Annotated in this window: 13 protein-coding genes; 7 read left to right on the top strand and 6 right to left on the bottom strand. The window is 47.1% G+C overall.

Translation table 11 applies throughout. From position 1 onward, the window contains the following. The first annotated feature begins 76 nt into the window (after positions 1 to 76). Positions 77 to 1,759 (top strand): AMP-binding protein, encoded by a 1,683-nt coding sequence (locus tag LDX50_RS01545; protein ID WP_225696641.1) that lies wholly within the window; start codon positions 77 to 79, stop codon positions 1,757 to 1,759. Positions 1,760 to 1,813: 54 nt separating this feature from the next. Beyond that, positions 1,814 to 2,251, top strand: a complete 438-nt coding sequence (locus LDX50_RS01540) for a tellurite resistance TerB family protein (protein ID WP_225696640.1) — start codon at positions 1,814 to 1,816, stop codon at positions 2,249 to 2,251. Here LDX50_RS01540 and LDX50_RS01535 read toward each other — a convergent pair. Then, on the bottom strand, positions 2,240 to 3,619 hold the full coding sequence (locus LDX50_RS01535; RefSeq protein WP_225696639.1) for a sodium-dependent transporter: 1,380 nt from the start codon (positions 3,617 to 3,619) through the stop codon (positions 2,240 to 2,242). The genes LDX50_RS01540 and LDX50_RS01535 overlap by 12 nt on opposite strands. Before the next feature lie 181 nt (positions 3,620 to 3,800). Here LDX50_RS01535 and LDX50_RS01530 point away from each other — a divergent pair, with 181 nt between their 5' ends. From LDX50_RS01530 to hutI, 5 genes are all read left to right on the top strand, one after another. Further along, positions 3,801 to 5,228: a TonB-dependent receptor gene (locus LDX50_RS01530; protein ID WP_225696638.1), complete on the top strand. Its 1,428-nt coding sequence runs from the start codon at positions 3,801 to 3,803 to the stop codon at positions 5,226 to 5,228. 83 nt (positions 5,229 to 5,311) lie between these two features. Further along, positions 5,312 to 6,124, top strand: coding sequence for a bifunctional helix-turn-helix transcriptional regulator/GNAT family N-acetyltransferase (locus LDX50_RS01525; protein ID WP_225696637.1), 813 nt, complete (start codon positions 5,312 to 5,314; stop codon positions 6,122 to 6,124). A 3-nt stretch (positions 6,125 to 6,127) separates the two neighbouring features. Then, positions 6,128 to 7,669 carry a histidine ammonia-lyase gene (gene hutH, locus LDX50_RS01520; RefSeq protein WP_225696636.1) on the top strand — a complete coding sequence of 514 codons (1,542 nt, stop codon included), beginning with the start codon at positions 6,128 to 6,130 and terminating at the stop codon, positions 7,667 to 7,669. Next, entirely contained in the window at positions 7,666 to 9,339 is a 1,674-nt protein-coding gene (gene hutU / locus LDX50_RS01515) for a urocanate hydratase (protein ID WP_225696635.1), read from the top strand. Before hutH ends, hutU begins: the two co-directional genes overlap by 4 nt. Beyond that, positions 9,336 to 10,577: an imidazolonepropionase gene (gene hutI / locus LDX50_RS01510; protein ID WP_225696634.1), complete on the top strand. Its 1,242-nt coding sequence runs from the start codon at positions 9,336 to 9,338 to the stop codon at positions 10,575 to 10,577. Before hutU ends, hutI begins: the two co-directional genes overlap by 4 nt. On the opposite strand, the gene LDX50_RS01505 is transcribed toward hutI, so the two are convergent. The 5 genes from LDX50_RS01505 to LDX50_RS01485 form a co-directional block, all read right to left on the bottom strand. Continuing rightward, on the bottom strand, positions 10,564 to 12,468 hold the full coding sequence (locus LDX50_RS01505) for a CocE/NonD family hydrolase (protein ID WP_225696633.1): 1,905 nt from the start codon (positions 12,466 to 12,468) through the stop codon (positions 10,564 to 10,566). The genes hutI and LDX50_RS01505 overlap by 14 nt on opposite strands. A 72-nt stretch (positions 12,469 to 12,540) precedes the next feature. Then, on the bottom strand, positions 12,541 to 13,344 hold the full coding sequence (locus tag LDX50_RS01500; RefSeq protein WP_225696632.1) for a queuosine precursor transporter: 804 nt from the start codon (positions 13,342 to 13,344) through the stop codon (positions 12,541 to 12,543). Continuing rightward, positions 13,344 to 14,261: a ribonuclease Z gene (locus LDX50_RS01495; RefSeq protein ID WP_225696631.1), complete on the bottom strand. Its 918-nt coding sequence runs from the start codon at positions 14,259 to 14,261 to the stop codon at positions 13,344 to 13,346. Before LDX50_RS01495 ends, LDX50_RS01500 begins: the two co-directional genes overlap by 1 nt. Further along, positions 14,258 to 14,647, bottom strand: coding sequence for an STAS domain-containing protein (locus LDX50_RS01490; RefSeq protein WP_225696630.1), 390 nt, complete (start codon positions 14,645 to 14,647; stop codon positions 14,258 to 14,260). Before LDX50_RS01490 ends, LDX50_RS01495 begins: the two co-directional genes overlap by 4 nt. A gap of 14 nt (positions 14,648 to 14,661) precedes the next feature. Further along, positions 14,662 to 15,612, bottom strand: coding sequence for a phosphoribosylaminoimidazolesuccinocarboxamide synthase (locus tag LDX50_RS01485; protein ID WP_225696629.1), 951 nt, complete (start codon positions 15,610 to 15,612; stop codon positions 14,662 to 14,664). Positions 15,613 to 15,617 lie beyond the last annotated feature (5 nt).

The raw sequence follows: 15,617 nt of genomic DNA, 5'->3' as shown, positions 1-15,617 counted from the left end.
TGCTGACAGTATCCCATGAAAATTTTAATATTCTGCAATTTTTGCAATCTTTGATAGCTACAATAATTATAGAATTATGGAAAAAATCACCTTTCCCTGGATTAAGCACTATCCTGCCGGCATTCCGGCAGAAGTGAACGGGCCGGATTATCGTTCAATTGCCGAAATGATGATTGATTGCTGTAAGCAATATGCAGACCGCGATGCTTTTGAGAATATGGGAAAGGCATTGACCTATGCGGAAGTGAATGAGAAATCACTGCATCTTGCCGCATTCCTCCAAAAGAAGTTTCACCTGCAGAAGGGTGACAGGATTGCTGTTCAGATGCCTAATATGCTGCAGTATCCGGTGGTAATGATGGCGGCACTGCGGGCAGGCCTGATCGTGGTAAACACCAACCCGTTGTATACCCCCCGTGAAATGGAGCATCAGTACAGGGATGCTGAGGTGAAGGCGGTGATAATCGTGGCGAATTTTGCTTCCAACCTGGAAAAGGTTCTTAAATCGGTACCTGTAAAGAATATTATCATCACCGAATTGGGTGATATGCTGGGCGGTCTAAAGGGAAAGCTCGTAAATTTTGTAGTCAGACGTGTCAAGAAGATGGTTCCGGCATATTCCATCCCGGAGGCAGTTTCATTTAATAAAGCAATGCGTGAGGGTGAAAAACTCAGTTTTGACCCGGTTGATATTTCACTTGATGACCTCGCATTTCTGCAATACACAGGAGGAACAACGGGGGTTTCAAAGGGAGCTCAGCTTTCTCACGGTAATGTACTTGCACATACCCGGCAGACGCGGTTATGGTTTACGCCTTTATTGAAAGCATCAGAGCAGGATGTTATGATTACAGCAATTCCGTTGTATCATATTTTTGCTCTTACAGTTAATGGTATGCTGATGTGGCGTGTAGGCGCCAAAAATATCCTGATAACGAATCCGCGGGATATGAAAGGCTTTATCAAGGAGCTGAAGAAACACCCCTTTACCCTGATGACAGGGGTGAATACCCTTTTTAATGGTTTGTTAAGTCAGCCCGATTTCAAAAACGTAGATTTTTCCCACCTGAAAGGAACCATTGGAGGAGGAATGGCCGTTCAGGATTTCGTTGCCACAAAATGGCAAGACGTTACAGGTACACCACTTGTTGAGGGCTACGGGCTCAGCGAGACATCTCCGGTACTTTCCTGTAATCCGCTCGACGGGACGCACCGGATGGGGACAATCGGCTTGCCTACCCCGGGTACAGAAATGGCCATATTCGATGAAAAAGGAAAAATGCTCGACCAGGGTGAAGTAGGGGAGATTTGCGCACGAGGCCCGCAGGTTATGCGCGGATACTGGAATAAGGATAATTCCGATGTGTTCTTCCCGGGTGGATGGTTCAGGACCGGGGATATGGGAGTAATGGACGCCGACGGGTTCTTTAAGATTGTCGATCGCAAAAAGGACATGATCAATGTATCCGGCTTTAATGTATATCCGAATGAAGTGGAAAATGTGATTGCAAACCACGATAAGGTTCTTGAAGTAGCCGCAATCGGAGTACCTGATGAGCATTCAACAGAAGTAGTGAAGGTATTCATTGTGAAATCAGATCCCTCACTCAATGAAAAAGAAATAAAGGAATATTGTCATGAAAATCTAACGGGTTACAAGCGGCCCAAATATGTTGAGTTCCGGGATGAACTACCAAAATCCAATGTTGGGAAAATACTACGCCGCCATCTTCGGGACTCTGATCCCATGGTGAAATAGTGTTTACCTTTCGATTGTAAATCAGATATATACCCATAGATCTAACGGTGCATCATGATTGGATTTTTTGAATTTCAATACTTGTCTTTTAAGAAGAAGAGCCTGGGCAACCTCATAGCCCTGGCCAAGTCAGATGGCTATATGGATCCGGCCGAGGAACAATTATTGTACAAATTGGGCAGCCGGTACGGACTTAAAGATCGTCAGATCACAGTGATGATCAATAATGACAGGGCATATGAATTGTTTGTTCCGGAGACGCATGAACAGAAAATGAATATGTTCTTCGACCTTATGCAGCTGGTGTATGCGGATGGTATCATTGCAACCGAAGAGGTTGATTTTTGCCATAACGTTGCCGAGCGGTTCGGTTATTCCCCTGAAATTGTTCCTTGGCTCATCGGTTCTTTTCATAAGGGCCAGACTCCTTCCACAGAAAAATGGAAGCAGCTGGTTGAAAAGGCACGTCAGGAGTTTATCTCAGAAAATTGAGATATCGAAAAACTTCGACAGCACCGTATTGATAAACATAAAGCCCAGTAACACAGGTGAGATTACCGTGATCATGGTATTTATGATCTTTTCATGGATGGATCCCTTGTAATTCGGGAAACCATGACTGATTTCTTCCGAAAGATTATGTTTCTTCCATCGAACAGCAATGAAAATTGACATGAGGCAGCCACCCAGCGGCAGACTGATGTCGGAGAAAACCTCACTTACAAAATCCAGGAAGGATTTATCCCCGTACCAGGACATTGACGAGAATGCACGAACAGCACCCTGCGATAGCATGCTGGGAAGACCCACCACAAAGATGAATGCGGCCAAACCCCATACCACTGCTTTTCTTGGTAATTTCTTTTCATCCACCAGGTAGGCAACAGGAACCTCAAGAAGGGAGATCGTACTGGTAAGTGCCGCAAAGCAAAGCAGCAGGAAGAATCCGCCACCTACAATTCTGCCTACCAGCGGCCCCATCGCATTGAAAACGCCGGGAAGGGCAACAAATACAAGACCCGGACCTTCGGATGGTGTCTGACCCTGGGAAAATACCAGGGGAAAGATGAGCAAGCCTGCCAGGAACGCGACAGAGACATCCATAATCGATATCATTGCCGCAGAGCCTACAATATTCTGGTTTTTATCAATGTATGAGCCGTATGTTACCAGTGCTCCCATACCCAGAGACAGGGAGAAAAAGGCCTGTCCGAGTGCCGAATAAATCGTTTCAGCATTCAGTTTGGTGATGTCAGGGAGGAGGTAGAATCGAATACCATCCATGGCGTTCTCCAGCGTGAGTGAGTAAATAATGAGGCCGATCAGTATCACATACAACATCGGCATCAGGATCTTTGATGCCCTTTCTATACCACCGCTCACGCCTTTGACCACAATGAATGCGGTGATGATCATGAAACAAACAGAGAAAATCAGATTATCACCAAAGTCGGCCGTATAGCGACCAAAGAATTCACTAAAACTGGTTTCTGCCAACAGATTACTGAATGAGATTTCGATAAAATATCCGAATGCCCACCCGGCGACCACATTGTAAAAGGAAAGGATCATGATCCCACAGAGGATTCCAAAAAGGCCTATATAACCCCATTTTTTGCCTCCAATTGTGGCATAGGAACCATATGCATCTCTTTTGGCGTGACGGCCTATCGCAATTTCACCCACCATAATGGGAAAACAAATGATGAACGTACACAGAAGGTAGACCAGCAAAAACATTGCACCTCCGTTTTGACCTACTTCATACGGGAACTTCCAGATATTACCTAAGCCGACCGCAGATCCCGCCGCCGCAACGATGAATCCAATTCTGCTAGAAAAACCTCCTCTGTTTGCCATAAGATTTTATTTTTTACGGGGGCCAAAATATGGACAATTACCTAATATTCAAAAAATATAATTCCCTGCAGTGGTTTACATTATGTTAACGGTACGAATTAATAAAAAAGAAATGCCGGATATTCTTGAAAACCTTTTGAAACCGATAACTTTGGTATTGGTATGATGCCGGGAACAGATCATGAATGAGCGAAGAAAATTAACCACGAAGGAACGTGCCTTACAGATCAATCTGAAAAATGACATCTATGGCACCCTGGCAGAGATCGGGGCCGGTCAGGATGTGGCCTCGAATTTTTTCCGCGCCGGAGGAGCTTCCGGTACGATAGCAAAAACGATGTCTGCCTACGACATGGCATTTTCTGATGCTATCTATGGAGCCCATGAACGATATGTTTGCGAGGCCCGGCTTAAAAAAATGCTTGATCATGAATATGATCTTCTTACTGAACGCCTTCCGCTGAAAGCACAAACGCAACGGTTTTTTGCCTTTGCCAATACCATGGAATCGCTGAACTACAAGCGTACCAATCAGGCTCACGGCTGGATTGGCTTACGGTTTCAGCTTAAGCCCCTTGGAGACTTTAATGAGTGCATTATTCATGTGAAAATGCATGATAATGAGGCGGTTTCGCAGCAACAGGCCATTGGTGTGATCGGTGTGAATATGATTTTCAGCTGTTTCTTCCTGGAAGAGCCAGAGGAAATGCTGTTGTCATTAATGGACGGACTGCTGCCGGGCAGGGTGGAGATTGATATGTTTCGGTTGAGTGGCCCGGATTTCAAACATGTGGATAGCCGTCTGATGGCACTGAAACTTGTTCGAAGCGGCTTTACCCAGGCCGCTATGTTCGGTCCGGATGGCGAGGTTCTTCAGCCGAGTGAGGCGCTGTATAAAAGAAATGTGCTTGTATTGCGAGGTAGGTTCAGGCCGGTGACCCATGTAAATGTTGACATGCTGCTTGCTGCAAGAAGACAGTTTAAGCGGGAGGCAGACGTCGATAAGAGCCGGATCATGGTGCTTACCGAATTAACGCTTACCAACCTGGAAACCGACGGTGAGATCGATGAGAAGGATTTTTTGAACCGGGTGGACATTATTTGCTCCCTGGGACAGAATGTGATGATCTCAAATTATCAGGAATATTATAAGGTCGTGGGGTATCTGTCTGACGTTACGCGTGGGAGAAAAATCGGTATCATTCTGGGGATTCATAACCTACAGCGTGTATTTGATGAAAAGTATTACACCGATCTTCGGGGGGGCGTGCTGGAAGCATTCGGAACGCTTTTCGGACATAATGTGAAACTCTACGTTTATCCATCGCAGCGCGAGGGCTCCGACGAACTCTATACGCTTGATAATTTTGAGCTGCCCGCGAATCAGCAGTCATTGTTCAAATTCCTGCTCGACAATGATAAACTGGTAAATATTCGCAATGTGAATAAAGAACACCTGCACATTATCAGTGATGATGTACTGAAGATGATACAATCGGGTGAAGAAGGATGGGAATCCCAGGTACCCCGAAAGGTGGCTGCGGCAATTAAGAAGAGATGCCTTTTCAACTATCCTGGTGAGACCGCAACCCAGCGGAAGAATGGGTGAATAAAATCTGAAATTTTAGATTAAATATTTTTTGTCTGACATGATCTGATATTATATTTGTAAGTACTTATATAAATACTATTATGTTATACAAAAAAGCAGGATTTCTTACCCTTGGGTCCCGGTTGAAGCGGCTTGGTGACAGGGCCCTTACCGAGGTAAGAACCGTTTACAGCCAGTCAGAAGTAGTCTTCGAGACCAGTTGGTTTCCTGTTTTTTATGTATTGCAGCAAAAACCAAAATGTTCAATACTTGAGCTTAGCCGTGAACTGGAAGTGAGTCATTCAGCCATTTCACAGCTTATTGCGCAACTGGAACGGAAAGGATTGATTGATATCCGTATATCGAACGAGGACCAGCGGCGGAAGGAAATTGTGCTGACTCCGGAAGGAAATTTACTTATGGAGAAGGTGTTGCCGATGTGGAGAGCCTTTGAGATGAGTTTCAGGGAACACCTCGATCCCTCATTACTTCAGACGCTTGACGATCTGGAGGCTGCGCTGGATTCCGGTCAGATTGCTTCAACCGCACTTGATATTCTTCATCGTAACGAAGAAGTCGCACTCCATAGCACTACCACCCTGAATCAGGAAATGAGCATTTTCCTGGAATCGAATGATGTTTCGATGGATCAGGGTAATCGTTTCATCACAGTAAGACAAGGTGAATTGCTGGTAGGTATCATGTGTTTCACTCCGCATCCCAACGAGATTTTAATGTCGGATATCTATGTATTGCCGGGTTTCCGGAAGCGCGGCCTTGCAGGTAAAATGTTTGCTCAACTGTTTTCAGAATTTGGCAGCAAGCCTGTTCGCATGCACAAGACGAGTCCGGAGTTGCTCCATTTGCTACATAAGACCGGCTATTCATTTACTGTTGATACTGTTACTAACTAACCTATGGAATTCAAATACGGAGAGGACAGACTGACCATCGGGCTGGCCATGCAGCTGGCAAGGAGAGATATGCAGGGTGTTATTGGCAAAGGAGCCCGGGAGGCAATTCATAAAAGCTGGCAGCGGGCGCTGGAGATTGCCGGCGGTACAGAAGCTGTATATGGTGTTAACACGGGGTTCGGTCCGCTTTGTTCGACACGGGTTAGCAGCAACCAGGTAATTGAACTGCAGTATAATTTACTCAGGAGTCATAGTGTAGGGGTAGGGGCACCTATTCCCGATATTGTTGTGCGACTGATGCTCATAACTAAAATACATTCCCTGGCACGCGGTTATTCTGGAATTCAACCTGCGACGCTGGAGCGGATGATGTGGCACCTGGATCATAATATCCTGCCCATAGTGCCCGAAAAGGGCAGTGTCGGGGCTTCGGGGGATCTTGCGCCACTGGCACATTTATGTCTTCCTCTCATCGGAGACGGATATGTAATGGATAAGGGTGTCAAAAGACCAGCCGGAGAAGTTTTATCAGAACACGGTCTCAAGCCACTTAGTCTCGGGCCGAAGGAAGGTCTGGCACTCATTAACGGGACTCAGTTCATTCTTGCCTTTGCTGTTGCTTTTGCCGATCGTTTTTCGTCCTTGCTGGATATCGCTGATATCGCTGGCGCTCTTTCTCTGGAGGGTCTTGAAGGATCATCCAAACCCTTTGATAACGCACTTCATGAACTCAGGCCTTACGCCGGGAGCCGGTTGGTTGCTTCGCGCCTCCGTAAATTGCTCGAGGGATCTGAAATCCTCAAGTCGCACGAACATTGTGAGCGTGTTCAGGACCCGTACTCACTGCGCTGTATGCCCGCAGTTCATGGAGCATCCCGAAATGCATACCTGCACCTGGATCAAATGGTGGAAGTTGAATTGAATTCTGTCACTGATAATCCTATTTTGTTGCCCGACGGCCGTTCGGTAAGCGGCGGGAACTTTCATGGCCAGCCACTGGCCATACCCCTTGACTATGCGACCATTGCGGCCGCAGAGCTGGGAAATATTTCAGAGCGAAGATCCTATCTCATGCTGGAGGGAAAATACGGGTTGCCTTCCATGCTAATAAAGGAGGCGGGAGTAAATTCGGGATTCATGATTCCCCAGTATACACAGGCGGCACTTGTTACGGAAAACCGTGCGATGTGTTTTCCTACCAGTGCAGACAGCGTTCCTACAGGCATGGGCCAGGAGGATCATGTCTCAATGGGATCGATCAGTGCGCGGAAGGCCTATGAAGTTGCGGGCAATGTGTATCACATTCTGTCAATTGAAATCATGTATGCTGCTCAGGCAATGGATTTTCGCAGACCCCGTACCAGCAGTCCGATCCTGGAGACCGTTCATAAGTGGATCCGTTCCCGTGTTGAACATGTGGAAAGAGACCGCATATTCAGTGGGGATATGGAGGTGTTGCATGATTCAATGATCTCCGGAGAATTTTTACAGATGGTGGCACGTGCCGCCGAAGAACTTGAATTAGATATAAACTCAGAACTATGACTGATTTGAAAAGTTTTATTCAGCAATTCGCGAAACATCCTTCGTACATGGCACCGCGTGGAAATGAGCTTCATGCCAGGTCGTGGCAAACCGAGGCACCGCTGCGTATGCTGCTGAACAACCTGGATGCCGAGGTTGCGGAAGATCCCTCCAACCTGATTGTTTATGGCGGCACCGGACAGGCTGCCCGGAATGTTGAATCCGTAGAAAAGATCATTGAGATATTGCTTCAATTGGATGAATATCATTCGTTGCTCGTTCAATCGGGGAAGCCGGTTGGAGTGGTGCGAACACACCCGGAAGCACCGAGGGTGCTTATCGCCAACAGCAACCTCGTGCCTGCCTGGGCAAACTGGGAGCATTTTGAATCGCTGAAGGAACGCGGCTTAATGATGTATGGTCAGATGACAGCAGGCAGCTGGATATACATTGGTTCGCAGGGAATCCTTCAGGGTACGTATGAGACATTCATGGCCTGTGCTAAAAAGCATTTTAACGGCGACCTCCGTCATAAATTGCTTGTCACAGGCGGCCTGGGTGGAATGGGCGGAGCTCAGCCACTGGCCGCAACCATGGCAGGAGCGAGTTTTCTGGGGGTTGATATTGATCCAAAACGAATTGAGAAACGACTGGAAACCAGGTACATCGACCGAATGACAACCTCTTACGAAGAAGCGGTGAAATGGGTGCTGGAGGCCCGGGAGAGTGGAAAGGCATTATCGGTTGGGCTTGTAGGTGATATCGGGGATGTGCTTGAGCGGCTGCTTTCCGATGACATCATTCCGGATGTACTTACCGATCAGACTTCAGCCCATGATCCGGTAAACGGATATGTTCCGAATGGAATGCAACTTGAAGAAGCGCTGGCACTGCGTAAATCGGATCCTGCGACCTACAAAGAAAGAAGCCTGAAAAGCATGGCCCGTCACGTAGGCTTTATGCTTGCATTGATGGACCGCGGTGCCGTTACCTTTGATTATGGAAATAACCTGCGGGAGTTCGCCCGACAGGGGGGAGAGAAGGATGCGTTTCGTTTTCCCGGATTTACACCGGCCTATATTCGTCCGTTATTTTGCGAGGGAAAAGGGCCTTTCCGCTGGGTGGCACTTTCAGGGAAACCGGAAGATATCTATGCTACCGATGAAGCCCTGATTGAAGCTTTTCCGGAAAATAAAGATCTGATCATATGGTTGCGGCAGGCAAAGGATAAAATTGCGTTCCAGGGACTGCCCAGCAGGATTTGCTGGCTCGGAATGGGAGAGCGTGAGAAAGCCGGCCTGATATTCAATGACCTGGTTCGCAGTGGAAAGGTAAGTGCTCCGATTGTCATAGGAAGGGATCACCTGGACTGTGGTTCAGTAGCTTCACCCAATCGCGAAACAGAATCAATGCTGGACGGAAGTGATGCCGTTTCTGACTGGCCGCTGTTGAATCTGATGTCGAACACATCCGGTGGTGCAACCTGGGTGTCCTTTCATCATGGGGGCGGGGTTGGCATGGGATATTCCCAGCATGCGGGCATGGTTGTACTTGCCGACGGCACCGACCGCGCCGAACGATGCATACGAAGAGTTCTTTTTAATGATCCGGCTATGGGTATTTTCCGTCACAGCGATGCGGGATATGAAACAGCGATATCGAACCGGGAAGCTTTTAACCTGTCATTATGATCATTCTTCACGGACCTTTCAAGAAAGTTATTTCCCTTGGTGGCCTGTCAATGCGCGGACCCCTCTCAGATTCGGATGTTACTGAAATTTCAGATGCGGGCATCCTGACCGAAAATGGAAAAATCATTGAAATCGGCAATTATGCCCACCTGCAGTCGGCAAATCCAGAGGCGAAGAATGATCATGCCGGGGAGAATATGGTTGTTATGCCGGGTTTCATCGATGCACATACGCATTTATGCTGGGCAAAAGACAGGGTTCTCGACTATGCGCTACGCGTCGCCGGGAAGAGCTATCTTGAAATCGCCGAAGCTGGGGGAGGCATCTGGTCTTCTGTTCTGAAGACACGCGAAGCATCTGATGATGAACTCATTCGCCGCACAGTGGAGCGTGCGCAACGCCATCTGAATGATGGTATAACCACGATCGAAGTTAAAAGCGGGTACGGACTTTCTGTAGCTGCTGAATTGAAATTATTGCATGCGATCAATGAGGCAAATAAATTAACAGAAGCCGGGCTTATTCCCACTTGCCTGGCTGCACATATGAAGCCGCGCGATTTTCAGGGCACCGGACGTGCCTACCTGGAAGTTTTACTTCAGGAGTTGCTTCCGCAGATCAAATCAGATGGACTGGCAAACCGTATTGATATTTTTATAGAGAAAACAGCCTTTAACCCTGCTGATAGCCTGTATTATCTGCAGGAGGCGGGCAAGATGGGTTTTGATATTACCGTTCATGCAGATCAGTTTTCTGTTGGTGGTAGTGAAGTAGGTATAGAGGTAAATGCACGTTCGGTGGATCATCTGGAGGCTTCGGGTGAAGGGGAAATTTCCCTGATCAGTGCTTCGGAAACAACCGCAGTCGCACTACCCGGCGCCTCGCTGGGGTTGGGAATGGCGTTCACACCTGCACGCAACATTCTTGATAAGGGAGGAAAACTGGCCATCGCCAGCGACTGGAATCCGGGATCTGCCCCAATGGGTGACCTGGTGATGCAGGCATCCGTCCTTGGTACTTTCGAAAAACTGACCATTGCCGAAACACTTGCCGGCATTACCTTCCGCGCAGCTGATGCACTGGGTCTTGCCGACAGGGGCAAGCTCGAGCCGGGTGAATGGGCTGATATGCAAGCCTACGATACCGACGATTACCGTGCAGTGTTTTATCAGCAGGGGCGGCTCAAGCCGTCCGTCGTCTGGAAAAGCGGCCGGCCGGTAACCGTTACTGTTGATTAGCCGACATCGATAGTTTACCGACCACCGGCAATTGAATCTGAGAAGGATATTTCTTGGAATGATGTATCACATTATGCGCTACTACACCTTCTGATTCATCATAGTTATTACCCCCTGTATTGAGATTTCTGGCAAAGCGCGGGAAATTACTGCTGGAAATTTCAATACGTATCCGATGTCCTTTTTCAAAATAATTACTGGTCGACATTGGTGATAATTTCAATGGATATACTTCACCTTCTTTCATGAAGACCTCTTTTTCATATCCTTCCCGGTAACGCGCACGCTGAATGGTTTCATCCAGGTTATAGGCGCTTCCGTCAGGATATACGTCGATGATCTTAATAGTGAAATCGGTATCCTTTGCATCAGACGAAACATACAGCATTGTTTCGATGAAGCCGCTTACCTCGATTCCTTCTGACAGCGGCTCGGAGGTATATACAAGAATATCATTGCGCGTTTCCATTTCCTGCTGGTCGAATGATCCCCCCTGAATCGCATTTCCGGTGCAGCATACGTTGCCACCGTATGAGGTAACGGGGTTCATGGGGTCATATGTGAATCGATCTGCACTCTCCTTCGCGGGTGGGTCCAGGGATAATTTGCCATCTCCGAAAAGACTGTTTGCGTTGCCATTGCTGTTTAAAAACAATGTAACGGGAGAAGCTTCGCGGGGAGGCCATGTGTCGGATGTCTGCCACTTGTTGCTCCCCATTGTGTAGTACTGAACGCGGGGCATTTTTTCAGGATAACCGTTCTCTTCTCCCTTGAGCCAGTGATCAAACCAACCATAGATCTGCTCGTCATAATTGAGGCGTGCGTCACCCACACTGCGCTCACCCACAATGGTATTCTCTGTTGCACGTGTATATCCGCAATGAAGCGTCGGGGCGATCACCAGGTATTGATTATCTGCAACTTCGGGATCATCAATATTATTCCGGATGTGATTGAACAGTGCGAGGTTCGGACTCGTGGAAACATCGTACCATGAAACAAACCAAAAGCTTGGAACACCAAATCCCATATCGTCGTGATAGAGCCCTCCTTCATACCAGGCCGGGTCATTTGGCTTCCTGCGAACCATTTTTTCAAAAACACCTTTCGGTCCGTCAACATTTTTGATCATATCCTGTATCGGGAGGTGATAAAGCTCTTCAGACCAATCAACTCTCGGGTATTCCGGAGCCATATCATAAAATCGCTGAATCCGCTGGAGGTCTTCCTGCGTCGCTCCTTCAGGGAGACGCGGCTTCATTTCGTCATGCTGGGTATTGTACAGCCAGGCAAAGAAAAGCATTTGTTCGGCACCGCCCCGGTACCAGTTGCCCTGTTCATAGTAATCTCCAACGCGTCCTACACCGGCACCAAAACCCTGGGGGACCATGGCTGCATGGGCCGGATGATCCATTGCGGCTACTGCCATTTGCCATTCAGCTGTTGACGAACATCCCAGTGTTCCGATCTTGCCATTGCTCCATGGCTGTTCTGCGAGCCAGGTGAAGGCATCATACCCATCTGTAAGCGGCGTTCCCAGAATATCCCACTCACCCTCGGAGAAAAAACGGCCGCGTTCATTCTGAACAACATAGGCATATCCGTGTGAGACTGCTTCCATGGCGCGCTCGTACGTTCTTGTTCGTTCTTCTCCATCTCCCCAGGAATTGAAATTATAGGGTGTTCTGGAAAATATTACCGGAACTTTTTCCTGGGTTTTAGGTCTGTAAATATCAGTGGCGAGGCGTACACCGTCGCGCATGGGCATCATAACCTTTTGGTCGATGATGGCAATTTCCTCCAGTTTTTCCCGGATATCCTGGGCCCCTGCGGAACCAGTAAGCAAAAGGATGATGAAGATAAGTACTGAGGGTATCTGAAGCCTTTTCATGGTAAAATTGATTGGTTACCGGAATTTACAAAACGCCGCCAATTATCAATAACCGCTGAAGTAATTTATTGGTCAGATAAGCTTCTGACTATTGCTGGCCGCTTCTTCCATGAGTTCCTCAGCTTTTTCCTTTCCAAGGTACTTGTCGATGATGGCATGAGCCAGATAGAGGAGGGGCGTAAGTGCAATGGCAATGATGAATTTATAGATGTAGTTTATGGTTCCTACGGCATACACCTGATCTATGGACCACCGGTTTTCGGCAGACGCCAGAAAGTAGAAGGCGATAAAAAGGACTACGAAGCTGTCGATCAATTGTGAAACAAGTGTTGATCCGGTCGCCCGTAGCCAAAGCATTTTGCTTCCGGTAAGAAACCTGAGTTTGTGGAAGATAAATACATCGAGGAACTGACCGATCAGAAAAGCTGTGAGGGATCCGATTATGATTCCTGCCGCTTGTAAAAACACCTTGTTAAAGGCATAATTTATATTAAAAGGTTCGCCTTCGGGAGTGGTCGAATTCACATCGAGCCAGAACGGCGCCGGATCAAGCCGGGTGACAATTGAAATGATCAGAAAGGAGTAAATAATAAATCCTACGGTAAGAAATGTGATCCTTTTTACTCCTGCCCGGCCAAAATACTCATTGATGATATCCGTTGTAATGAATACGACAGGCCAAAGTACGACACCTGCAGTAAGGTTAAAATCAAGCACCCAATCTGAAAAGACATTGATCTGTGCCGGAGCAAGATTTAGTGTGGCTTCCAGGGAAAATATTTTGGTTCCAACCATTTCTGCCAGCAGCGCGTTGGTCAGGAATATTCCTGTGAGGACAATAAAGAGACGCTGCTTTTTCTTATCAAATGAGCTCATCAGTCGGGTAGTTCAATGGTTTCTCCTTCTGTTGCTAACAGAGTTCGCGGAAAAATGTCTGTCGCTTCATTTAGAAATTCTGTCAATTCCCTGTACCTGGCCGAATAATGGCCAATAAGAAGCTGTCCCACATTTGCTTTTTTTGCGATGGTTGCTGCCTGTGATGTCGTGCTGTGGAATGTCTGATGTGCCCATTCCTCCCGGCCATTCAGAAAAGTTGCCTCGTGGTATAGGAGGTCTGCCCCACTGATATGGGGAATGATGGATTCGTCATATGCGGTATCGCTGCAGTAAGCATAGGAACGGCTCTTTCTTGGGGGAAGTGTAAGTTGGGTAAAGCTGTATTTTATGGTTCCATCCGGGTTCAGTACATCTTCCCCTGCTTTAAGTGCCTGGATTTCGATGACACCTATGTTTTCAGGCAATAAATCCTTATTGATCCTCCTTGGCTTTGGTTTCTCTGAAAACCTGAAGCCGCAGCAGGGGATTCTATGCGTAAGCGGAAAGGAATGAACGGTAACGAGGTGATCTTCAAAGATCAATTCCGGCGATTCAGGGTTAAGCGTGTGAAATATGATCCTGTATTTCAGTCGTGTATCGGAATGTTTAAGCTGAAGTGTGATGATCTCATCAAGTCCGCGCTGGGCGAAAATATGCAGGTCCCGCGTCCGTCCCAGAAGATGCAGGGTAAAGATAAAACCCATGAGTCCAAGGTAATGGTCACCATGCAGGTGAGAAATGAAGACATGGTTGATCTTGGTAGAACGGCACCTGAACTTCTGCATCTGGATTTGAGATGATTCTCCGCAATCGACGAGGAAATTATGATTTCCGATAGTAAGAAACTGCGAAGTATGATGCCTGCCATAAGCGGGTGTGGCAGAATTTGAACCCAATATTTTCAGCTGAAAGGTCAATCCTCGTCGTCGTCCTCGTCGCTTTGAAGTTCCTGTTCAATTTCATACATGAAAACAGCATCAACGGCTTCCTCCACAGTAGGTAAAATATTGAAGACGCCATCCAGCTGTGAGATTTTCACCAGTTTCATGGTATGGTCTGAAAGTCTTGACATAATGAATATTCCATCAGATTCATTTACGATCCGATTTCCGACCAGCAGTGCCGATAAGCCAGATGAATCCGTGTATTTTACTTCAGAAAGGTCCAGAATAATATTTTTTACACCTTCCGCATGGAGTGTGATCAGTTCTGATTTCAATTGAGGTGCCACACTGGAGTCAAGCTTTTCCTCATGCAGCTTCAGAATTGTATATTTTTCCTGTTTGTCTACTGTGAACTTCATGTCTTTCTTATTTGCTATGTTGTTGTCAGTTTATTTATGGATGAGTCAATGGCCTCTTCTATTCGCTTCAGTACATTGGAATAATCCTGTTTATCGAGCGCTTCACCTGTAAATTTTTCATAGAGCTCGAGGTATCGACCCGAAATTGAATTTACCACTTCCGGTGTCATTTCCGGTATGCGCTGGCCCTCTTTTCCCTGGAATCCTTCACTTATTAACCATTGGCGTACAAACTCTTTCGAGAGTTGCTTCTGTGGTTCGCTGTTTCGCTGCCGCTCTTCAAAGCCGTCACTGTAGAAGTAACGCGATGAGTCGGGCGTATGTACTTCATCGATAAGAAAAATATCCTCACCGTATTTGCCGAATTCATATTTTGTATCAACCAGGATCAGGCCTTGTTTGGCAGCGATCTCTGTTCCGCGGGCAAAAAGCTTTCGCGTATAATTTTCAAGCACTTCATATTCAGAAGCAGGCACAATATGCTGATCAAGGATTTCACGTCGTGAAATATCTTCGTCATGACCTTCCATGGCCTTTGTGGTTGGAGTAATGATGGGTTCAGGTAATTTATCATTTTCCTTCAGTCCGTCCGGCATAGGAACGCCGCAAATCTCTCTTTTACCATCCCGGTATTCCCGCCAGGCATGGCCTGCCAGATAACCGCGAATTACCATTTCCACTTTGTAGGGTTCACATTTCAATCCGATGGCTACATTTGGGTCGGGACTGGAAAGGAGCCAGTTCGGACAAATATCACGGGTCATCTGCAGGTTTTGCCGGGCAATCTGATTCAAAACCTGACCCTTGAACGGAATCGCCTCGGGTAGAATTACATCGAAGGCTGAAATACGATCTGTGGCGACCATCGCCATATATTCACCGAAGTAATAGACATCCCGTACCTTGCCGCGATAGAACAGATCCTGATTGTGAAATTTGAAGTTGGTTTCTTTTAATGCATTCATGCAGG

This window comes from Fulvivirga sedimenti (assembly GCF_020328055.1).
Note: the sequence above shows the minus strand (reverse complement) of the source record. Positions and strands in the feature narration are given on the sequence as shown.